The following is a 21620-nucleotide window of genomic DNA, read 5'->3' as shown; positions in this document are numbered from 1 at the left end:
TCAAAACAGGCACGCCCCAAGGCCAGTGCACCCGTGGAACTGGATCTGCCAGGCCAGCGGGTGCGTCCCCCTCAGGGGGAAGGCGCCGAAGGCGACTCAGGGGGATTCAGTGGTGCGTATCGTGCCGCGCAATGTCCAGCAAGTGGTTCACTTCGTCGCGGTAGTTGATGCAGTTGCGCTGGTGCCAGCGGCGGATAATCCACATGATTCCGGCCACCACGAGGCCAAAGGTGATGATCGCGCCAAACACCGATAGCCCCAGCTTGAGCGACAGGCTGTAGAACGCGCCCAGGCCCAGGATGCAGGCCTGTTCGTTGAAGTTCTGCACAGCAATCGACCGGCCCGCGCCCATCAGGTTGTGGCCCCGGTGCTGCAGCAGCGCGTTCATGGGCACGACCAGGTAGCCGCCCAGGCCGCCCAGCAGGATGAGGAAGGGTATCGCCAGCCAGATGTTGCTGATGAACACCATCAGGATCAGCAACAGCCCCATGCCAATACCCAGCGGGATCACCTTGGTGGCCATGTCCAGGCGCATGCGCATGGACGCCACCACCGCGCCCACGGCCGTGCCGATGGCCACCACACCGGTGAGGGCCGAGGCCTGCGTGGTGTTGTAGCCCAGCGCCACAGCCGCCCAGGCCAGCACGATGAACTTGAGGTTGCCGCCTGCGCCCCAGAACAGGGTGGTGGTGGCCAGTGAGATCTGGCCGAGCTTGTCGCGCCACAGGCGGCCGTTGCAGGCCCAGAAGTCGGGCAGCAGATTGAGTGCGTTGGCCAGCACGCTGCGCGAAGGGTCGGCGCGCAGGGGGCGCATCTCCACCCCGGTGTGCGGGATGCGGGTGTTGAACCAGGCCGCCAGCGCATACACCGCAATCAGAGCGGCGATGGCGGATTCGGCGGGCGTGTCCACGCCGGTGTCGATCATGGGGATGTCGATGCACAGCAGCATGTGCGACAGGTGCTGCCCCACCAGCTGGCCGCCAAACAGCACGCCGAGGATGATGGACGCAATGGTGAGCCCCTCGATCCAGCCATTGGCCTTGACCAGTTGCGAGGCCGGTAGCAACTCGGTGAGGATGCCGTACTTGGCGGGCGAGTAGGCCGCCGCACCCAGCCCCACCACGGCATAAGCCATGAGCGGGTGCGAGCCAAACAGCATCATGAGGCAGCCCACCACCTTGATGGCGTTGCTGACAAACATGACCTTGCCTTTGGGCAGGGCGTCGGCAAAGGCGCCGACAAAAGGCGCCAGCACCACATAGAAGAGCGCAAACATGGGCACCAGGGCGGCGCGCTGCCACTCGGGGGCACCTTCTGTACGCAGAAGCTCCACGGCGGCCACGAAAAGTGCGTTGTCGGCCAGCGAGCTGAAAAACTGCGCCGACATGATGGTGTAAAAACCGCGCTTCATCGAATGGCTGGTGGCAGCATCAGTTCGGCTGATGCCCTGTTAAATGTGGGGACCCTGGCAAGTGACGGACGGTTATATCACGCGGATAAACGGCCACGGTGCCAGAATCCGGTGCTTCCCACCCGGTCAAACCCCATGCCCCGTCCCATTGCCGCCACCATCCACACCGCCGCCCTGCACCACAACCTGGAGCGTGTCCGACAGGCGGCCCCTGATGCCAAGGTCTGGGCCGTGGTCAAGGCCAATGCCTACGGGCACGGCATCGAGCGCGCGTACGAAGGCCTGCGCGGCGCCGACGGTTTCGCGCTGCTGGACCTGGCCGAGGCCGAGCGCGTGCGCCACCTGGGCTGGCGCGGGCCCATCCTGCTGCTCGAAGGCGTGTTCGAGCCGCGCGACCTGGAGCTGTGTTCGCGCCTGGGCCTGTGGCACGCAGTGCATTGCGACGAGCAGATCGACATGCTGGCCGCCCACAAGACGCAGGTGCCGCACCGTGTGTTCCTCAAGATGAACTCGGGCATGAACCGCCTAGGCTTTGCGCCCCAGCGCTTTCGCGCTGCCTGGGCGCGCCTCAATGCGCTGCCGCAGGTAGACGAAATTTCGTTCATGACCCACTTCAGCGACGCCGATGGCCCCCGGGGCGTGGCGCACCAGCTGGCCGTGTTCAACACCGCAGCACAAGACCTGCCGGGTGAGCGCACGCTGAGCAACAGCGCCGCCACCCTGCGCCATGCGGCGGACGCGCGCGTGCGTGCCGACTGGGTGCGGGCCGGTATCGCGCTGTATGGCAGCGCCCCCGACTACCCGGAGCACACCGCCACACACTGGGGCATGCGCCCCACCATGACCCTCGCCACCCGCCTCATCGCTACGCAGCAGCTGCAGGCGGGCGACACCGTGGGCTATGGCTCGCGCTTCACGGCCGAGGGGCCGCTCTTGATTGGCGTGGCGGCCTGCGGCTATGCCGACGGCTACCCGCGCCACTGCGACACCGGCACACCCGTGCTGGTCAACGGCATCCGTACGCGGCTGGTGGGGCGGGTGAGCATGGACATGATCACGGTGGATCTCACGCCGCTGCAGCAGGCGGGCGTGGTCGCAGGGTTTGGCGCGGAAGTCACGCTGTGGGGCCAGGCCAGCAACGGCACGGTGCTGGGTGTGGACGAGGTGGCCGCCGCTGCGGGCACCGTGAGCTGGGAGCTGCTGACGGCGCTGGCCCAGCGGGTGCCAGTGTCGGTGGACGGCAACGCCTGATTCATCGACAAGTTCACGCACGGCCGTATGCTGGGCTGCAGCGGCGCGGCAAACTGGTGTGAAATGGCGCGGTTCTGGCCGAACATGCGGCCGGCGACCACCCACTTTTCACGGCAGGCGTTCCCTCCATGGCCACTTCCCGCAGCGACCGCAGCAGCAACAGCAAGAAGAAAACCTCCACCTGGCGCTCCGTGCGCATGCCGCACCACGGCACGGTGGCGCGCACCCTGCAGCAGCGCTACAGCCTGCGCTGGCATGGGCTGCTGATCGGCAGCTTCACGCTGCTGCTGATGTGGTGCACCTCCCATGTGCAGATGCTGCTCGGGGTGGAGTCGCTGGCGCTGCGGTATTTCGTGACCCTCTCGGTCGGCTACCTGGGCTACCTGCTGGTGCTGCGGGCCTGGGCGGCGCGGCTGGTACGGTCGGATCGGGACAAAGGGGGCGATGGCAGCAGCCTGGATGTGCCCGATGTGTCCTGGCCCAGCGGGTCGTCCGGCGGCGGCAGTGGCCAGGTGCCGCTGCCGCGCACCGGCGGCGGTGATTTTGGCGGCGGCGGCGCATCCGGTGACTTTGGCGGTGCGTGGACGCAGGGCCTGTCCAGCGGGGGCTCTGGCAGCGATTCCAGCGCGCTGGGCGACCTGGCCAGCGGCGCCGCCGACGCCATTGGCAGCGCCGACGAAGGCGCGGTGGTGGTGGTGCCCGTGGTGGCGATTTTTCTCATCGGCGCGGCGATCATCTTTGGCGCGGGCTCGCTGGCCATGCTGTTCTTTGGCTGGGACGTGCTGCTCACGGTGGCGGTAGAGATCGCCTTCTCGGTGGCCACCGCCCGTGCCGCTGTGGGCGTGGAGCGCGAGGGCTGGCTCACGGCTGCCGTGCGCCTGACCTGGAAGCCGCTGCTGGGCGCGCTGGTCTGCGCCGTGGTGCTGGGCGCCACCATCGACCATTTCATGCCCGGCGTGCAGTCGCTGCCCCAGGCCGTGCGGGTGATCCAGGGGCAGTGATGGAAAAGATGAAATGCTACTAAATTGATAGCTATAAATGTAGATCCATAAAGCGCTAGGCCCCGGTTTTCACCATTTTTCCCTCTTGGAGCGGGGGCGGGCCTCCTGCGCCTCCCGTCCCGTCGCTAGCTGCGGCAGTCCCGGCCGCCCTGGCAGCCGGTGTCGATGGCGTCCAGGTTGCTGCGCACCTGTGCCAGCAGGGCGAGCAGCTGGGCCTGCGTGGCGTCGTCACACCCCTTGAGCAGCGACGCCGCCAGCCCCCGGCGGGCGTCGCGCAGCGCCTGGTGCAGGGCCGCACCCTGGGCGCTCAGGCGCAGGCAGCGGCTGCGCTTGTCCTCGGCATTCGGTGCGCTCTCCAGCCAACCCTTGTCCTGCAGCATCCCCACCATGCGGGCCACCTGTGCCTTGTCGGCACCGCTGTGCGCCACCAGTTCGCGCTGCGTGGTGCCAGGGTGGCGCCCCACGAACATCAGCGCACGCACTTCGTTGTGCGTCAGGTCGGGGTGGATGGCGGCCATCGTGCGCACCATGTGCGCCCGGTAGACATGCAGCAGGTCGTGCATGGCTTCAAAGACATCGGCGGGTGCGTGGGTGGTCATGGCGATATGTTGTTGACAAAATCAACCAACACGCAGATCATTGGTTGACTAAATCAACATTCTACGCCATGAACGCACCTCTGCCTACCGCCACTCCCCCGGTTGACTCCGCACACCTTGCCGTCGAACGCGTCCGCCACCCATTGCAAGCCCGCCACCTCCAGGTGGTGCGGCGCACCGCCGTCAGCCCAAGTTTCGTGCGGCTCACCCTGGCCGGGCCCGAGCTGGCCGGGTTTGTGAGCGCGGGGTTTGACGACCATCTCAAGCTCATCCTGCCCCAGCCGGGCCAGGAGCGCCCCTCGCTGCCGTCCCTGCACGATGGTCGCCCGGTTTTCCCCGATCCGCGCCCCGTGCTGCGCGACTACACCCCTGCACGTTATGACGCCGCCACGGGCGAGCTGGACATCGAAATCGCCCTGCACGACGCAGGCCCCGCCACTGACTGGGCCGCCAGTGCCGCCGTCGGCCAGTGGGTGGGCATTGCCGGGCCGCGCGGCAGCATGGTGGTGCCCACCGGGTTTGACTGGCACTGGCTGCTGGGCGACGAAACCGCGCTGCCCGCCATCGCCCGCCGCCTGGCCGAGCTGCCCGCCCACACCCAGGCCACGGTGCGCATCCAGGTGCGCAACCCAGCCGACCAGCGCGTGCTGGCCAGTGCGGCACAGCTCGACCTGCAATGGGTGAGCGCGCTGCCCGCCGCCGTGGAAGCGCTGGCGCTGCCAACCGGCGCTGGGTTTGTCTGGGCTGCCGGCGAACACAGCGAGATGTCCGCCGTGCGCCGCGCCATGCTCGCCAAGCCGGGTGTGGACGCCAAGCGCATGCGCATCTCTGCCTACTGGAAGCGCGGCGCCGCCGATCACCACGAAGACTTAGTCCAGTGAACCTGAGAAATCGGCGGTACGTGAGTACCTAGCCGCCCCGCATGCTAGGCGGCGGGCGCAGCCGGGTTGTATACCCGGCGAGCACGGCAACGACGCATGCGGGGCGGCTAGGTACTCACCCAAAGGGCCGGGGCCCCACGAGTCGCAGTGCAGCGTTGCAGTCCTTGTCAAGGCGGCCAGCCTTGACTGCGGCCTGCGCCTCGCCCCGCACCCCTTGGAGCCCCGGCATACCGTCGATTTTTCAGGTTCACTGGACTACTCAGCGCAGCAGGGTAAGCCCCGCCGCCCGCTGCACTGCTTCGGTCATGTGGTGCAGCGCCTGCACGTTCAGGCGCCAGGATTGCCAGTACAGCGGCACATCCACCGGCTTGCCCGGAAGCAACTCGACCAGCGTGCCAGCCTCCAGGTCGTGCTGCACCATCGGGTCGGGCGTCATGCCCCAGCCCAGTCCGGCCCGGGTGGCCATGACAAACGCGTGCGCCTCGGGCAGCCAGTGCACGGGCGGCGTGAGTTTGCGGCGCGTGATGCGCCCCACAAACCGGGCCTGCAGCGCATCCTTGCGGTTGAACACCAGCATGGGCGCCGTAGCCAGCGCAGCAGCGGTTACCCCTTGAGCAAAGTAGCGCTGCATGAACGCGGGGCTGGCCAGCGCCCGGTAGCGCAGCGTGCCCAGCGGCAGCACCTTGCAGCCCTGCACGGGCTGCGGGTCGGCCGTCACGGCGGCCATCACCCGGCCTTCGCGCAGCAAGTTGGCCGAATGGTCCTGGTCCTCCACGTGGATGTCGAAGGTGATGTTCTGGTCCTGCGCGGCGCGTGCCATGGCGTGCGGGAACCAGGTGGCCAGCGAGTCGGCATTGACGCCAATGGCCAGGCGCGTGGACGTGTGCTGCCCACCGCCAATGGTGGCCAGTGCGTCGGACTCGCTCAGTGCCACTTCGCGTGCATGCCGGTACAGCGCCTGCCCGGCTTCGGTGGGTGTGCAGGGCGTGGCGCGGCGCACCAGCACCTGGCCCACGCGTTCTTCGAGCAGCTTCACACGCTGCGAAACCGCCGAGCGGGTGACGTGCAGCACGGCAGCCGCGCGCTCGAAGCTGCCCTCATCAATGACGGTAGCAAAAGCGTGGAGCTGGGCAGAGTCAAGGTGCATGGGGCGTAAGCCATTCTGACGGATCGTTAAAAAGTATAGCTGGCGTAACCTGCCTGCGATCCCCACAATCCACCCATGAGCTCCACAGCCTTTCTCCACGGATTCACTTCGACGGCCATCTTGATCATGGCCATTGGCGCGCAGAACGCCTTCGTGCTGCGCCAGGGCCTGCGGCGCGAGCACGTGCTGCCGGTGGTGCTGGTGTGCGCGCTGTCCGATGCGGTGCTGTTGCAGGCGGGGGTGTGGGGCATGGGCGGGGTGCTGCTGGCACGCCCCGAGTGGGCGCTGTTCATGCGTTGGGCGGGGGCGCTCTTCCTGGCCGCTTACGCTGTGCAGGCCGCCAGCCGCGCGCTCAAGCCCGGCCAGTTGCTCGTGTCCGCCAACGGGCCGGGGGCGAGCGTGCGCACCACCGTGCTCACGGTGCTGGCGCTGACCTGGCTGAACCCGCATGTGTACCTGGACACCGTGCTGCTGCTGGGCACCATGGCCACCCCGTATCCCACCTGGGGCCGGGCCACCTTTGCCGCCGGGGGCTCGCTGGCCAGCGCCCTGTGGTTCCTGGCCCTCGGGTTTGGTTCGCGCTGGCTGGCACCCTTGTTTGCCTCGCCCGGGGCGTGGCGAGTGCTGGACGCGGGCACGGCCGCCACGATGATGGCTTTGGCGGCGGCAATGGTTCTAAGCTAAGAAGGACAAGTTCGTTACACGGAGAAGCGACTTGCGCCATAGTGGGGGACTGACTGACCTGGAGTGATTCCCCATGCGTTTCAAGACACTTTTGCTCGCGGCCGCCCTGGCCACGGCGCTCCCGCTGGCCGCGCAGGCCAAGACCTTCCGCTGGTCCCGATCGGTGGATATTTCCACCTGGGACATCCACACCCAGAACGTGGGCGTGAACAACACCATGCACGGCGCGGTGTACGACACGCTGGTCGAATACAACAGCAAGACCTTCAAGCCCGAGCCGTCGCTGGCCACCGAGTGGAAGCTGGTCAAGCCCACGCAGCTGCGCCTGACGTTGCGCAAGGGCGTGAAGTTCAGCGACGGCAGCGAGTTCACGGCCGACGACGCCAAGTTCTCGCTGGAGCGGGCCAAGGCCAAGACCTCCAACTTCGCCGTCTACACCCAGGGCATTGACCGCGTGGAAAAGGTCGATGCCTACACCATCGACATCCACTCCGACCTGCCCAACCCGGTGCTGGTGAACCAGCTGACCGAGCTGCGCATCATGAGCCGCGCCTGGGCCGAAAAGAACAAGTCGGTCGAGCCCAAGGACATCAAGACCAAGGACGAAACGTACGCCCACCGCAATGCGCTGGGCACCGGCCCGTACCAGCTCAAGCAGTGGGCACCCGACCAGCGCGTGGTGCTGGAGCCCAACCCGCACTGGTGGGGCAAGGGCAAGTACCCCACCAACCTGACCGAGATCGTCTACACCCCCATCAAGGCCGACGCCACGCGCACGGCGGCGCTGCTGTCGGGTGAGATTGACTTTGTGATCGACCCCAGCCTGCAAGACTTGGCGCGCATCAAGCAGACGCCCACCCTGCAGGTGCTCGAAGGGCCGGAGTACCGCACCATCTTCCTGGGTCTGGACCAGTTCCGCGACGAGCTGCCCGGCTCGGATGTGAAGGGCAAGAACCCGCTGAAAGACCTGCGCGTGCGCAAGGCGCTGTACCAGGCGATCGACATCCAGTCCATCCAGCGCGTGGTGCTGCGCGGCCTGGCCCAGCCCACGGGCACGCTGATTGCCAACCAGGTCAACGGCTGGACCAAGAAGGCCGATGTGCGCTACCCCTTCGACCCCAAAGCCGCGCAAAAGCTGCTGGCCGACGCGGGCTACCCCAACGGGTTTGAGGTGGACTTTGCCTGCAGCGCGGGCCGCTACATCAACGACGAGCAGCTGTGCCAGGCCATCACGTCACATTGGGCCAAGGTGGGCGTTAAAGCCAAGCTGCGCTCGTTGCCGTTTGCCACCTACTTCCCGATGATCCAGCGCAACGAAGCGAGCATCTACCTGCTGGGATGGGGCGTGCCCACGTTTGACGCGTTCTACAGCCTGCAGTCGCTGGTGCGCTCGCCCGGCGCGGGTGGGGATGGCAACTTCAACCTGGGCCGCTTTTCGGACCCGCAGATGGATGCGCTGATCGAGCGTGTGAAGAAGGAAACGGACACCGCCACGCGCAACAGCCTGATCGAGCAGGCGCTGATCAAGGAGCACGAGCTGGTCTCGCACATCCCGCTGTACAACCAGGTGATCCCGTGGGCGGGGACGAAGAAGGTGGAGATCATCCACCGGGCGGACAACCGGATTGATTGGCGGTATTTGAAGGTGAATTGAGAGTGACAACCCCCTGAGGCGCTTCGCGCCTTCCCCCTTCTCTCGAATTGCTGAACAATTCGGGAAGGGGGACGCCGCCAGCGTGGCGGGGCGGCCCTTGCGCGGCGGCCCTGGCCTGGGCCGCGCCAGTTTCAAAAGCCGCGCACTCTAGCGGCGGTGATGTTTGGTTCCTGGGAAATTCAGGCCAGCGCGCGCTGCACTGCCGGGCGCTCCAGCATGCGCTGGGTGTGTGCAAACACCTTCGGGAACGAGGAAATGTCCACGCCGTCGCTTTTCAGCCAGGTGCCAATGGTGAACAGGTAACCGTCTGCCACGGTGTACTGCTCGCCCATGACCCAGGGGCCCTGGTCCGCTTTGGGCAGATAGTGGCTTTCGATGAGGTTGAAGCACTCGGTCATGTTCTGCGGCACCTTGCGCTGCATCGCCGCCTGGGCTTCGGGCTCATCGGCCCAGCGGCTGGCGCGGGGGCGGTGGGCGTGGGCGATATGCACGGTGGAGGCGAGGTAGCTGTGGAACTCCTGCATGCGTGCAAAGCCATGGGCATCGGTGGGGGCCAGGCGTGCCTCGGGAAAGCTCTGCGCCACGTAGGCCAGCAGTGCGGCTGTTTCGGTCAAGGTGCCGTGCGGCGTGACCAGCGCAGGCACACGGCCCTTGGGGTTGACGGCCAGGTACTCGGGCGTGCGTTGCTGGGCAGCGGCAAAGTCCACCCGCACCAGCTGGTGCGGGGCGCTGGCCTCTTCCAAGGCAATGCGAACGGCCTGCGCGCAGGTGCCGGGGGTGTAATAGAGCGTGAGAGTGGCCATAGGTAGTTTGCTATATATATGATAGCTGTTGGAGCTTTGCAGATAAGCGCTGGAGGCTACTTGGTTTTGAAATTTCTCAGTACAGTCCCCGCGTGCGTGCCATCAGCCGCGTGAGGCCCAGCAGCGCGTCGGTGTGGGGCGTGGGCGTGCCGGTGATCTGGCCCAGCTCGCGCACCGCGCCCACCAGGGCGTCGATCTCCATCGGCTTGTTCGCTTCCACGTCCTGCAGCATCGAGGTCTTGAACGCGCCCAGCTTGCGCGTGACGGCATGGCGGTCCTCGGGCTGCTGGTCAATCGGCAGGCCCAGTTGGTCGCCGATGGCCTTGGCTTCCAGCATCACGGCACTCACAAAGCCGCGCACCAGGTCGTCGTCGAGGATACGGTCGGTGGTGGCGCCGGTGAGCGCGCTGATGGGGTTCATGGTGAGGTTGCCCCACAGCTTGAACCAGATGTCCTTCTGAATGCAGCTGCTCACCTCCACATCGATGCCACCGCGCTGCAGCGTGTCGGCCAACGCTTGCAGGCGCGCGCTCTGGCTGCCGTCCGGCTCGCCTACGATGAGGCGGTTGCCGAAATGCTGTTTGACGAAACCCGGCGCTTCGAGCGAGCAGCTGGTGTGCACCACGCTGCCCACCACGTTGCGCGCCGGGATGGCCTGGGCAATCACGCCGCCCGCGTCCACGGATTCGAGGGCACGCCCCTGCGCGGCGCCGCCGAAGCCGTCGAGAAACCACCACGGCACGCCGTTCATGGCGGTGAGCACGATGGTGTCCGGCCCGATCAGCGGCGCCATGGCACGCGCCACGTCGGGCAGGCCCGGGGCCTTGACGGCGACCACGACCAGGTCTTGCACGCCCAGCGCTGTCGGGTCGCTGTGGGCCGTGACTGCCACCTGTGCCAAGGTGCCGTCCGCGCGCCGCATGCGCAGCCCCTCGGCCTGCAGGGCGCGCAGCGTGTCGCCGCGCGCCACCATGCTGACCGGGTGGCCCGCTTGCGCCAGGGCCACGCCCAGCCAACCTCCGATGGCGCCTGCGCCGTAAATACAAACTTTCATGGTGGTCGTGCCTTTGTCTTCCGGTGAGTGTCGTGGTGAATCGGTGTGTGGTGTCTTGTGGGCTTCAGTAGCCCGCAGGGCGCGCTGGTGTGCCCCCAGCGTCGGCGCGAAAGCGCGCCAGCAGATTCTGCGCAGCGCTGGCCAGCAGCATGGTGTCCACGCCCACGGCCACAAACAGTGCGCCCGCCGCCAACCACTGGCGCGCCTGGGATTCGGTGGTGGCCAGGATGCCTGGCGCTTTGCCCGCACGCAGGATGCGGGTGATGCCGTCGTGGATGGCGGCCTGCACGTCAGGGTGCCCTGGGTTGCCGGGGTGACCCATGGAAGCCGACAGGTCGGCCGGGCCGATGAACACGCCGTCCACCCCTGGCGTGGCGGCGATGGCGTCGAGGTGGGCCATGGCTTCCACCGTTTCTGCCTGCACCAGCAGGCAGATCTGCTGGTTGGCCTCGTGCACATACTGGGGGTAGGCCTGCCAGCGCGACGAGCGGGCCAGCGCGCTCCCCATGCCGCGCACACCCTCGGGCGCGTAGCGCGTGGCGCGCACCAGCTGCTGGGCTTGCTCGGCCGTGTCCACCATGGGCACCAGCAGGGTCTGTGCGCCGATGTCCAGGTACTGTTTGATCAGTGCCGTGTCGCCCACGGGGACGCGTGCGATGGGGTGGGGCGCCTGCACGCCGGGGGGCAGCGCGCTGCTGGCGCTGGCGATGGCCTGCAGCTGGTGCAGGATGGAGCGCAGGTCATTGGGCGCATGTTCGCCATCGACCAGCAGCCAGTCGTAGCCGGTGCCCGCTAGGATTTCGGCGCTGTAGGCATCGGCCAGCCCGAGCCACAGGCCGATCTGCGCCTGGCCCTGGGCCATGGCCTGTTTGAAGCGGTTGGTGGGTGTCTGCAATCTGAACTCCGTGCGGCAGTGCCAAGCCCGCCATCGTACGGGCTGTTGCTATTCCAGTGGGCATGGCCGCTATAGTCGGCTGCCCCCACTTCGGGGCAGCCTCAACGACACCTGCCATGGCCAAAGAAAAAACCACGTTCACCTGCACCGAATGCGGCGGTACCAGCCCGCGCTGGCTGGGCAAATGCCCGGCCTGCGGTGCCTGGAACACGCTGATTGAGCAGGTGGCCGAGGCCGGGCCGGGCAAGAACCGCTACAGCGGCTCGCAATTTGCCGGTTTGAACCAGGCCCAGGCCGTGATGCCGCTGTCGGCCATCGAGGCCAGCGATGTGGAGCGCACACCGAGCGGCATCGACGAGCTGGACCGGGTGCTGGGCGGCGGCATTGTCGAAGGTGGTGTGGTACTGATCGGTGGCGACCCGGGCATCGGAAAATCCACCCTGCTGTTGCAGGCGCTGGATGCGCTTCAGCGCGCAGGGCTGCCCACCTTGTATGTGACGGGTGAGGAAAGCGGTGCCCAGGTGGCCCTGCGCTCGCGCCGCCTGGGGCTGGACCACAGCCAGGTCAACGTGCTGGCCGAGATCCAGCTCGAAAAGATCCTGGCGACCATCGAGTCCATGCAGCCTGCGGTGGCCGTGATCGACTCGATCCAGACCGTGTACTCCGACCAGCTCACGTCCGCGCCCGGCTCCGTGGCGCAGGTGCGCGAATGTGCGGCGCACCTCACGCGTTGTGCCAAGGCCTCGGGCGTGGCCATCGTGCTGGTGGGGCATGTGACCAAGGAAGGTGCGCTGGCCGGGCCGCGCGTGCTGGAGCACATGGTGGACACGGTGCTGTACTTCGAAGGCGACACGCACAGCCAGTTCCGCCTGGTGCGGGCCATCAAGAACCGCTTCGGCGCGGTCAACGAAATCGGCGTGTTTGCGATGACCGAGAAGGGCCTCAAGGGCGTGAGCAACCCCAGCGCCATCTTTTTGAGCCAGCATTCCGAGCCTGTGCCCGGCAGCTGCGTGATGGTGACGCTGGAGGGCACGCGCCCGCTGCTGGTGGAGATCCAGGCCCTGGTGGACAGCGGTGGCCCCAGCCCGCGGCGTCTGTCCGTGGGCCTGGACAAGGACCGCCTGGCCATGCTGCTGGCCGTGCTGCACCGCCACGCGGGCGTGGCCTGCATGGACCAGGACGTGTTCGTGAATGCCGTGGGCGGCGTGCGCATCAGCGAGCCAGCGGCCGACCTGGCGGTGATGTTGTCCATCACCTCCAGCCTGCGCGGCAAGGCGCTGCCGCGCGGCTTTCTGGCGTTTGGCGAGGTGGGGCTGGCGGGCGAGGTGCGGCCCGCGCCTCGCGGCCAGGAGCGCCTGAAGGAAGCTGCCAAGCTCGGTTTCAGTGTGGCCGTGGTGCCCAAGGCCAATGCGCCCAAGAAACCCATTGAGGGGCTGACCATCCACGCGGTGGAGCGGGTGGAAGAGGCCATGAACGTGGTGCGGGGCTTGTAAGCAATGCCCACAGCCACACACGGTTGAGGCCGTAAGACAATCCCAGCCTATGAATCTGCGCAATATCCTGGTGCCCCTGGGGGCGGTGGCCCTGGTCGGGTTTGGTTTTACAGCCTATGGCTGGGCCGGTGTGGCGGCCGTGGTGGGCGGGCTGGTCATGTGGGCCCTGCTGCATTTCACGCGGCTGGTGAATGTGATGAAGAAGGCCGCCAAGCGCCCCATCGGCTATGTGGGCAGTGCGGTCATGCTCAATGCCCGGCTGGCTGAGGGCGTGAACCTGATGCATGTGGTGGCCATGACGCAGGCGCTGGGGGAACTGCTGTCGCCCGAGGGCGCTGACCCCGAGGTGTACCGCTGGACAGACGGCACCCAGTCGCATGTGACCTGCGAGTTTCGCCATGGCAAATTGGTGAAATGGACGCTGGTGCGGCCGGAGGGCGAAGTGGCCGCCACTCCCCCCCAAGGCTGACCGCTGCACAGGCCCTTGCCCTTGGCGGGGCACCATTTGCTGCACTGCACCCTGGTGCCCCGGTTCCTGGCCCGCTGCGGCCCCGTAAAATCCCGGTTTTGCGACCCACAGCAACCAAAGGATTCCCATGAGCCCCGTAGTTCCCTCGATGGCCGACCGTGACGGCAAGATCTGGATGGACGGCCAGATGGTCGATTGGCGCGACGCCAAGATCCATGTGCTGACCCACACCCTGCACTACGGCTGCGGCGCCTTCGAAGGCGTGCGCGCGTATAACACGGCCAACGGCACGGCGATCTTCCGCCTGGAAGAGCACACCGACCGCCTCTTCAACAGCGCCAAGATCCTGCGCATGAAGATCCCGTTCACCAAGGAAGAAGTGAACGAAGCCCAGAAGGCCGTGGTGCGTGAAAACAAGCTCGAATCCTGCTATCTGCGTCCATTGACCTGGATCGGCTCGCAAAAGCTGGGTGTTTCACCCAAGGGCAACCAGATCCACCTCATGGTGGCCGCCTGGGCCTGGGGCGCCTACCTGGGCGAAGAAGGCATGAAGCGCGGCATTCGCGTCAAGACCAGCAGCTACACCCGCCACCACGTCAACATCACCATGACGCAGGCCAAGGCTGTGAGCAACTACACCAATTCCATCCTCGCCAACATGGAAGCGCTGGACGACGGCTACGACGAAGCACTGCTGCTCGACAGCTCTGGCTTCGTGTCCGAAGGTGCGGGCGAAAACATCTTTGTCATCAAGAACGGCGTGATCTACACGCCCGACCTGTCGGCCGGTGCCTTGAACGGCATCACCCGCAACACCGTGTTCCACATCGCCAAGGACCTGGGCCTGGAGATCGTGCAAAAGCGCATCACGCGCGACGAGGTGTACATCGCCGACGAAGCGTTCTTCACCGGCACGGCGGCTGAAGTGACCCCCATCCGCGAACTCGACCGGATCGAGCTGGGCAGCGGATCACGCGGCCCCATCACCGAAAAAATCCAGAGCGCCTTCTTTGACATCGTCAACGGCCGCAACTCCAACTACGCCCACTGGCTCGCGAAAGTCTGAACACCATGTCCCAAGCCGCCATCGAACTCCTGGCCAAGGACCTCAATGCCCAGGGTGGGGTTTTCTGCCCCAGCCCCAAGGCCGATATGAAAATCTGGAACAGCCACCCCAAGGTGTACCTGGATGTGGCCCGCACCGGCGAGGCCAAGTGCCCGTACTGTGGCACGGTGTACCGCTTGAAGGCGGGCGAGCACGTACACGCTGGCCACTGATTGATGCCCGTGGGAACCGGCGGCGCATCGGCGCCGCCCACGTTGACCGTGGCGGTGCTGACCCACAACGAGGCGCACCGTATTGAGGCCTGCCTGAAAAGCGCCGCGTTCGCCGACCAGCTGCTGGTGGTGGACAGCGGCAGCACGGACAACACCGTGGCCATCGCCCAAAGCCTGGGCGCCGAAGTCCACAGCTATCCCGACTGGCAGGGCTTTGCCGTGCAGCGCAACCGGCTGCTGGTGCATTCGCGCGGCGACTATGTGTTTTTCCTCGACGCTGACGAGGTGATGACACCCGCGTTTGCGCAGGAGCTGCAGGCCATCGTCCGTTCGGGCGAGCAGGCAGTGTGGACCATCCGCTGGCGCATGGTGGCCTATGGGCACGAGCTCAAGTATTTCCGGTCGCAGTCGCAGATCGAGCGCCTGTTTGTGCGTGCGCTGGTGAAGGAATACACCGGGGTGGTGCACGAGCAGGCCCAGCTCCATGCCCTGCCCGGTGGCGCAGCGGTGCCGCGTCGCCTCATCAAGGCGCGGCTGCTGCACTACTCCCGCACCACGGTGCGCGGCAGCCTGGAGAAGCTCACCCAGTACGTGATGCTCGGTGCCGCCAAGCGGGCGGAGGCGGGCAAACGCGGCGGGGTCTTGCGAGGCCTGGCGTCGGGCGGGTCGATGTTCCTGCGTCTGTATGTGTTCCGGCTGGGCTTTTTGTGTGGCGGCGCGGGCTTTCTGTACTGCCTGTTTGTGGCGCTGGAGGGCTTTTTCCGGTACGCCGCCCTGCACTACGACCGCGACAGCCTGACGGGGCGGGTGATTCGCTGATGACGTCTCCGCAGGATACCCACCGCTGGTTTTCCCGTTGCGCCAGCATTGGCGCGTTCATGGTCCCGGGGCTGGCGCTGTGGCTGCCCTCGGGCTATTCCTACGGCGCCGTGCTGCTGCTGCTGGCCACGCTGGCCAGCGCGCCGCTGTGGTGGCGCCGCCCTGCGCCGCGTGCCGCCTGGTGGCTGACGGCGGCTTTTTCGTGCATGGCTGCGCTGTGGATGCTGGATGTGGGGGCCACCTGGGGCTGGGGCAGCATGGATCGGCCGGTCAAATACCTCCTGGCCTTGCCCTGCATCTTTTTCCTGATGACGTTCGAGCCCCGTGCCGCCTGGCTGTGGATGGGGGTGGCGGTCGGCGCGGTGGGCAGCGGGCTGGTGGCGCTGTACCAGACCTTCGTGATGGAGCTGCCGCGTGCCAATGGATTTACCAACGCCATCCAGTACGGCAATCTGAGCATGCTGCTGGCCGTGATGAGCGGCCTGCTGCTCGTTGTGCAATGGAAGCGCTGGTGCCTGTGGCAGCGGTTGCTGCTGGCCAGCGCCATCGGGCTGGGTGCCGCCGGCTCGGTGCTCTCCCAGTCGCGCGGCGGCTGGCTGGCGCTGGTGCTGTTGCTGCCCGTGTGTGCCTGGCTGCTGGTGCGCACCACCGGGCAGCGGCGCGTGTACTGGGGCCTGTGTGCGCTGGCGCTGGCGGCGGCTGCGCTGTCGCAGGTGCCTGCGGTGGAGCAGCGGGTGGACGAGGCGCGCCAGGAAGTGCAGGTCTACAAGGACCACGGTGACGGCCGCAGCTCGGTTGGCCAGCGGCTGGCGCATTGGCGCCTGGCGTGGCAGATGGGCTGGGACCGGCCCTTCACCGGCTGGGGCCGGGCCGGGTACACCGACGAGAAGGCCCGGCGCGTGGCCGCCGGGCTGGCGCATCCCGTGGTGCTCGAATTTGGGCACGCGCACAACGAAATCCTGGACCTGTTTGCCAAACGCGGGCTGCCTGGCGTGCTGTTGCTCATGGCGTTCTATAGCATTCCGCTCGCGATGTTCTGGCCCACGGCGCGGCGCATTCGCGACGGTGCCGGCAAGATGGACAAGGAGTCGCTCTCGCTGTGCCTGGTGGGTGTGATGGTGCCCCTGTCGTACATCGGTTTTGGGCTCACGCAAGTGTTTCTGGCTCACAACAGCGGCAACATGTTCTACCTCTTCATGTGCCCCCTGGTGCTGGCGGCCCTGCACGAGCGGCGCACGCGCATGGGCTGCCCAAGACCGCTTTAGATGAAGCTCCCCCTGAGTCGCTTCGCGCCTTCCCCCTCTCTCGCTGCGCGGGAGGGTGGCGCCACCCGTGGCCTGGCAAAGCCAGCTCCACGGTGGCACTGGCTTGGGCCGCGCCAGTTTCATGGTCTGCGGGTGACGCGTAGCGCCATGGAAAACTGAGACGAAAGATTTCCCTATGCACATTCTGCTCATCAACAACTCCCCCATCCCTGTCTACGGCTACGGCGGTACCGAGCGTGTGATCTGGGATCTGGGCAAGACGCTGGTGCAGCTGGGTCACCGCGTGAGCTATCTGGTGCCCGACGGGTCCAGCTGCGACTTCGGCCATGTGCTGCCCATCCGCCCCGACGCACCTTGGGAGGGCCAGATCCCGGCCGATGTGGACATTGCGCATTTCCAGTTCAACCCCCGCACCGAGCTGAGCCGGCCCTATCTGGTCACCGAGCACGGCAACGCGCGCAAGCCCAAGCCGCTGCCGCTGAACACCGTGTTCCTCTCGCGTGACCACGCCGCGCGTTACGGTTCCACCGAGTTTGTCTACAACGGACTCGATTGGAGCGGCTATGGCCCTGTGGACTTTGACCGCCCACGGCCCCACTACCACTTTCTGGGCAAGGCGGCCTGGGGCGTGAAGAACGTGCGCGGCGCGATCAAGGTGGCCAAGATGGCTGGCGTGGAGCTGGACGTGCTGGGCGGAGACCGCATCAACTTCAAGCGCGGCTTTCGCTGGACGCTGTCGCGCAAGATCCACTTTCACGGCATGGTGGGCGGCTCGCAGAAGACCAGCCTGCTCAATGCCTCGCGCGGGCTGATCTTTCCGGTGCGCTGGCACGAGCCCTTTGGCCTGGCCGTGATCGAAAGCCTGTACTTCGGCTGCCCGGTGTTTTCCACGCCCTACGGCGCATTGCCCGAGCTGGTGCCGGTGCACTGCGGCGTGCTGTCGGCCGAAGCCTCCGTGCTGGCCGAGGCGGTGCGCAACAACCGCTTTGACGCCCGCGCCTGTCACCAGCATGTGGTCGATCACTTCGGCGCCGAGCGCATGGCCCGCAACTACCTGCGCATGTACGAGCGCGTGCTGGCGGGTGAGAAGATCAACGCCCAGCCGCCCGTCATCCAGGGGCCTGCGCGCGAACTGCCCTGGAAGGGCTGAACCCCCCCCTGAGGCGCTGCGCGCCTTCCCCCGGAGGGGGACGCACCCAGTGGCCCGGCAGAGCCGGTTCCACGGGTGCACTGGCTTGGGTGCGCTCCGGTATCGAAGGGCGTGAACATCGCGGGCTGGTTGCTTGGCGGTGCAGGACCGTCTACCAGCGTGCACATATCGTCCTACCCGTGCCCGCTCGGACTGGGCCGGTCGAAGCCAGTGCACGTTCCGCGCGGCGGAGGCGTGTGAAAAACTGATCGAATTGGCCGCTAGCGCTTATTCATCAAGCGCAATTCGCTATCTAATTAATAGCAAAAGTCACCTCTGCCCCGCGCCCTGCGCTCCCACGGCTGCCAGCGCAGCCCGCCATTCCGCTTCCAGCACGGCCACGAGCGCCGCCGCTGGCATGGGGCGCACCGCCGCCACGCCCTGGCCGGCCCACAGGGAGAGGTAGTCCGCCCGCCCCGCCTCGGCAGAGGCCCGGCGCAGCGCGCCGGTGAGGGCGTTCTGCACCGGGTAGGCTGGCACATCGGCCTCGTGCGCGTGCAGCCGCTGCAGCATCGTGTTGACGATGCCACGCGCCGGGCGGCCCGAGAAGACGCGGGTGGTGCGCGTGTCCGTGCCGGTGGCGTGGGCCAGCGCATCACGGTAGGCCGGGCCGATGCCCGACTCGTCGCAGGCCAGGAAGGCCGTGCCCATCTGCACCGCCTCGGCGCCCAGGGCCTGGGCCGCGGCGATGCCTCGCCCGTCCATGATCCCGCCGGCCGCGATCACCGCCACGCCCCGGGGGCGCAGCGCATCCACGCACTGCGGGATGAGGGCCATGGTGCCCACCATGGACGCCGCAAAGTCGGCCTGCGAGGGGCCCTTGGCGGCAGGGGCCTTTTCTGCGGGCGCAAGGCCCTCGGCCTGCAGACGGCCCGTGGGCAAAAAAGTGCCCCGGTGGCCGCCCGCCTCCATGCCCGATGCGACCACCGCGTCCGCGCCCACATCGGCCCAGGCCACGGCCTCGGCCACGGTGGTGGCCGTGCCGATGACGGTGCAGCCCGCGCTGTGCAGCCGCTCGACCTGCGCGGCGTTCAGGATGCCGAAGGTAAAACTCGCCACGGCCGGGCGCGCTTCGACCAGGGCGTCGAACTGGGCCGCAAAGTCCTCGCACCAGCGCGCGGGCACGGCGGGCGTGAGGCCGAACTCCGCATACAGCGGCGCCAGACGGGCCACGGCCTTTTCCACCGTGGCCGCATCGGGCGCGGGCGTGTCCTGCACGAAGAGATTGAGCCCGAAGGGCCGGTCGGTGCGCCGCCGCACCTCGGCCGCCGCCTCGGCCATGGCTGCGGGGGAGCGCATGCCGCAGCCCAGGGTGCCCAGCCCGCCCGCTGCGGACACGGAGGCAGCCAGCGCCGGGGTGTCGGAACCCGTCATGGGCCCCTGGATGATGGGCAGACGCAGGGAGAGGGCGGTGCGCAGGCTGCGGTGGGGCATGGTGGCGTTCCGTTCGCTAAGAGTGAGAGGAAGAGAAGCGTTGTCAGTCGCGTAGCACTTGCTGCAGCGCATCCAGGGCCGCGGACCGGTAGCCGTGGCGCCACACCAGCAGCGTCTGCAGGGTGGTCAGGGGGTGCTGGGCCAGCAGCGCGGCGTGGGGCGAGAGCTGGAGCACCGAGCGTGGCACGATGCCCACGCTGCCACCCCCCGCCACGCTGGCCAGGATGGCGTGGTACGAGCCCAGTTCCAGCGTCTGCATGGGCGGGGTGCGGGTTGCGAACCAGTCCTGCGCCACCCCCCGGTAGGTGCAGCCAGGCTCGAACACCGCCAGCGTGCCGGGCACCACATCCTGCGGGCCGGACACGGGCGGATGCCCCGTGGGCAGCACCAGGATCAGTTCCTCGGCGAACACGGGGCTGGCTTCCAGCGCAGGGTCGGGCGACTGCCCTGGCGGCCAGGCCACCAGCACGGCGTCGAGCGCATGGGCGCGCAGCCGCTCCAGCAGTTCGCGCGTGGGGGCGGTCGACAGCTCCAGCGCCACCCCGGGCCACTGGCGGTGCAGTTGCGCCAGCGGGGCGGGCAGGCGGCTGGCGGCGGTGCTTTCCATCGAGCCCAGGCGCAGGCGTCCCGTGGGCTGGCCTGGCCGCACGGCCTGCCGAGCCTCCTCGGCCAGCGCCAGCAGCCGGTCAGCGTAGCCCCGCAGCACCTCGCCCTCGGGCGTGAGCGCCATGCGCTTGCCCTCGCGCAGGAACAGCGGAGTGCCCAGGTCGGCCTCCAGCTGGCGCACCCGCGTGGTCACATTGGACTGCACGCGCTGCAGCCGCTCGGCCGCGCGCGTGACGCTACCCTCTGCCGCCACGGTGCGGAAGATGTCGAGGGCGGCCAGATTGAGTGGGGGGGATACTTTATCCATCTTGAAAAGTATGAATGTCAAAAATTCAATCTCTTGCTAAGATCATAAGACCCCGCATCCGACGCCGCAACTCCCGTCCCACCGTCCCACCGCGCAATCGCCCCCATGCCGTGATCCAGGCCACTTCTTCTTCCACGCTTGCATCCACCCGCCGTGGCGACACCGGCTCCTCCGCGCTCCAGGTCGCACTGGCGGGCATGGCCGCGCTGGCGGCCGCCATGGGCATCGGCCGCTTTGCCTTCACACCGCTGTTGCCCATGATGCTGCACGACGGCATGGTGGACATCGCCACCGGCAGCTGGCTGGCCACGGCCAACTACGCGGGCTACCTGGGGGGTGCGCTGCTGTACATGGCCTTGCCCTGGCTGGGTCGGCGCCTGGGCGCGGTGCCCGGCAACGCGGCCCTGGTACGGGGCGGGCTGGTGGCCACGGTGCTGCTCACAGCCGCGCTGGCCCTGCCATGGCCCGTGCTGTGGCCGCTGATGCGGTTGCTGGCCGGTGTGGCCAGCGCCATGGTGTTCCTGGGCACGGCCAACTGGTGCATGGGCCGGCTGGCCCACCTGGGGCATCCGGCCCTGGGCGGGTTGATCTTTTGCGGTCCGGGCCTGGGCATCGTCGCCACCGGCCTGCCCACCAGCGCCATGGTGGCAGCGGGCTGGAGCGCCGCCACGGGCTGGGCGGTGTTCGCCGTGCTTGCCGCCTTGCTGTGCGCGCTGGTGTGGCCGGTGGTGCGGGGCAGCGAAGCCTCCTCGGTGGTGCCAAGCGCCGCAAGCACGGCGGCCACGGCGCCACCTCCGCCCGCGCCGCATCCGGCAGCCGAGCGCGCCCTGCTTGCGCTGGCCTATGGCCTGGCCGGCCTGGGCTACATCGTCACGGCCACCTTCCTGCCCGTGATCGCGCGGGCCGCGCTGCCTGCAGGCTCGGCCTGGCCCGACCTGTTCTGGCCCATCTTCGGCGCGGGTGTGGCGTTGGGGGCGCTGCTGTCCACGCGCATTCACCCAGCGCGGGACCGGCGCCTGCTGCTGGCGGGGGCCTACCTGCTGCAGGCGGCGGCCATCGGCCTGGGCCTGCTCTGGCCCGGCCCGGCAGGCTTTGCATTCGGTAGCCTGCTGCTGGGCCTGCCCTTCACGGCCATCACGTTCTTTGCGTTGCAGGAGGCGCGACACCAGTGGCCCCAGGCGGGCGCAGGCTTCACCGGCCTGATGACCGCGCTGTACGGTATCGGCCAGATCGCGGGGCCGCCCATGGCGGCGGTGCTCCTGGCGCGCGCGGGCTCGCAGGCGCAGGGGTTTGACTGGGCGCTGGGTGTGGCGGGGGCTGCGCTGGGGTTGGGGGCGGCGCTGTATGCGCTGATGGCCTGGCGCTGGAGAACGTGAGCTA

Annotated in this window: 21 protein-coding genes; 13 read left to right on the top strand and 8 right to left on the bottom strand. The window is 67.6% G+C overall.

Annotation, left to right across the window (positions count from 1 at the left end; genetic code table 11):
• Positions 1–106 precede the first annotated feature (106 nt).
• Positions 107–1411, bottom strand: coding sequence for a lysophospholipid transporter LplT (lplT, locus tag LPA35_RS16420; protein WP_228897679.1), 1305 nt, complete (start codon positions 1409–1411; stop codon positions 107–109).
• Between the two features lie 135 nt (positions 1412–1546).
• Between lplT and alr the strand changes: the two genes are divergently transcribed.
• Both alr and LPA35_RS16410 read left to right on the top strand, forming a co-directional pair.
• Complete coding sequence (gene alr / locus LPA35_RS16415) at positions 1547–2662, top strand: alanine racemase (RefSeq protein ID WP_228897678.1); 1116 nt, start codon at positions 1547–1549, stop codon at positions 2660–2662.
• A gap of 128 nt (positions 2663–2790) precedes the next feature.
• Positions 2791–3663, top strand: coding sequence for a hypothetical protein (locus LPA35_RS16410; RefSeq protein WP_055399833.1), 873 nt, complete (start codon positions 2791–2793; stop codon positions 3661–3663).
• A gap of 125 nt (positions 3664–3788) precedes the next feature.
• Here the strand turns inward: LPA35_RS16410 and LPA35_RS16405 are convergent, their stop codons facing one another.
• Positions 3789–4262, bottom strand: a complete 474-nt coding sequence (locus LPA35_RS16405; RefSeq protein ID WP_121507872.1) for a MarR family winged helix-turn-helix transcriptional regulator — start codon at positions 4260–4262, stop codon at positions 3789–3791.
• Positions 4263–4330: 68 nt separating this feature from the next.
• On the opposite strand from LPA35_RS16405, the gene LPA35_RS16400 reads away from it, so the two are divergent.
• Positions 4331–5143: a siderophore-interacting protein gene (locus LPA35_RS16400; RefSeq protein ID WP_228897677.1), complete on the top strand. Its 813-nt coding sequence runs from the start codon at positions 4331–4333 to the stop codon at positions 5141–5143.
• Between the two features lie 259 nt (positions 5144–5402).
• Here the strand turns inward: LPA35_RS16400 and LPA35_RS16395 are convergent, their stop codons facing one another.
• On the bottom strand, positions 5403–6290 hold the full coding sequence (locus LPA35_RS16395) for a LysR family transcriptional regulator ArgP (RefSeq protein WP_228897676.1): 888 nt from the start codon (positions 6288–6290) through the stop codon (positions 5403–5405).
• Between the two features lie 75 nt (positions 6291–6365).
• Between LPA35_RS16395 and LPA35_RS16390 the strand changes: the two genes are divergently transcribed.
• A complete protein-coding gene (locus LPA35_RS16390; RefSeq protein WP_228897675.1) occupies positions 6366–6974 on the top strand; it encodes a LysE/ArgO family amino acid transporter in 609 nt (202 codons plus the stop codon).
• A 73-nt stretch (positions 6975–7047) separates the two neighbouring features.
• Positions 7048–8628: an ABC transporter substrate-binding protein gene (locus LPA35_RS16385; protein WP_228897674.1), complete on the top strand. Its 1581-nt coding sequence runs from the start codon at positions 7048–7050 to the stop codon at positions 8626–8628.
• Between the two features lie 179 nt (positions 8629–8807).
• Here LPA35_RS16385 and LPA35_RS16380 read toward each other — a convergent pair whose 3' ends face one another.
• The 3 genes from LPA35_RS16380 to hpaI all read right to left on the bottom strand — a co-directional run bounded on the left by LPA35_RS16380 (position 8808) and on the right by hpaI (position 11380).
• A complete protein-coding gene (locus LPA35_RS16380; RefSeq protein ID WP_228897673.1) occupies positions 8808–9431 on the bottom strand; it encodes a glutathione S-transferase family protein in 624 nt (207 codons plus the stop codon).
• A gap of 76 nt (positions 9432–9507) precedes the next feature.
• A complete protein-coding gene (locus tag LPA35_RS16375; RefSeq protein WP_228897672.1) occupies positions 9508–10485 on the bottom strand; it encodes a 2-dehydropantoate 2-reductase in 978 nt (325 codons plus the stop codon).
• A gap of 64 nt (positions 10486–10549) precedes the next feature.
• Positions 10550–11380, bottom strand: coding sequence for a 4-hydroxy-2-oxoheptanedioate aldolase (gene hpaI / locus LPA35_RS16370; protein ID WP_228897671.1), 831 nt, complete (start codon positions 11378–11380; stop codon positions 10550–10552).
• A 116-nt stretch (positions 11381–11496) separates the two neighbouring features.
• Between hpaI and radA the strand changes: the two genes are divergently transcribed.
• From radA to LPA35_RS16335, 7 genes are all read left to right on the top strand, one after another.
• Positions 11497–12873 (top strand): DNA repair protein RadA, encoded by a 1377-nt coding sequence (gene radA / locus LPA35_RS16365; RefSeq protein ID WP_121507864.1) that lies wholly within the window; start codon positions 11497–11499, stop codon positions 12871–12873.
• A gap of 49 nt (positions 12874–12922) precedes the next feature.
• On the top strand, positions 12923–13342 hold the full coding sequence (locus LPA35_RS16360; RefSeq protein WP_228897670.1) for a glycerate kinase: 420 nt from the start codon (positions 12923–12925) through the stop codon (positions 13340–13342).
• Between the two features lie 127 nt (positions 13343–13469).
• Complete coding sequence (locus LPA35_RS16355; protein WP_121421947.1) at positions 13470–14408, top strand: branched-chain amino acid transaminase; 939 nt, start codon at positions 13470–13472, stop codon at positions 14406–14408.
• Positions 14409–14413: 5 nt separating this feature from the next.
• Entirely contained in the window at positions 14414–14620 is a 207-nt protein-coding gene (locus tag LPA35_RS16350) for a zinc-finger domain-containing protein (RefSeq protein ID WP_055399857.1), read from the top strand.
• Between the two features lie 3 nt (positions 14621–14623).
• Positions 14624–15439, top strand: a complete 816-nt coding sequence (locus tag LPA35_RS16345; RefSeq protein ID WP_228897669.1) for a glycosyltransferase family 2 protein — start codon at positions 14624–14626, stop codon at positions 15437–15439.
• Complete coding sequence (locus tag LPA35_RS16340) at positions 15439–16704, top strand: O-antigen ligase (protein WP_228897668.1); 1266 nt, start codon at positions 15439–15441, stop codon at positions 16702–16704. The genes LPA35_RS16345 and LPA35_RS16340 overlap by 1 nt, the downstream gene beginning before the upstream one ends.
• Positions 16705–16879: 175 nt before the next feature.
• A complete protein-coding gene (locus LPA35_RS16335) occupies positions 16880–17854 on the top strand; it encodes a glycosyltransferase (RefSeq protein WP_228897667.1) in 975 nt (324 codons plus the stop codon).
• Between the two features lie 309 nt (positions 17855–18163).
• On the opposite strand, the gene LPA35_RS16330 is transcribed toward LPA35_RS16335, so the two are convergent.
• Together LPA35_RS16330 and LPA35_RS16325 are read right to left on the bottom strand one after the other, a co-directional pair.
• Positions 18164–19327, bottom strand: coding sequence for a nitronate monooxygenase family protein (locus LPA35_RS16330; RefSeq protein ID WP_228897666.1), 1164 nt, complete (start codon positions 19325–19327; stop codon positions 18164–18166).
• Between the two features lie 43 nt (positions 19328–19370).
• Entirely contained in the window at positions 19371–20240 is an 870-nt protein-coding gene (locus LPA35_RS16325; protein WP_228897665.1) for a LysR substrate-binding domain-containing protein, read from the bottom strand.
• Positions 20241–20353: 113 nt separating this feature from the next.
• Between LPA35_RS16325 and LPA35_RS16320 the strand changes: the two genes are divergently transcribed.
• The gene (locus LPA35_RS16320; RefSeq protein ID WP_370641459.1) at positions 20354–21616 is read left to right on the top strand and encodes a YbfB/YjiJ family MFS transporter; all 1263 of its coding nucleotides are present in this window, start codon (positions 20354–20356) and stop codon (positions 21614–21616) included.
• Positions 21617–21620: the final 4 nt, after the last annotated feature.

This window comes from Acidovorax sp. Leaf73, assembly GCF_916855635.1.
Taxonomy (GTDB): Bacteria; Pseudomonadota; Gammaproteobacteria; order Burkholderiales; family Burkholderiaceae_C; genus Acidovorax; species Acidovorax facilis.
This window is presented reverse-complemented; position numbering and strand designations above follow the sequence as displayed.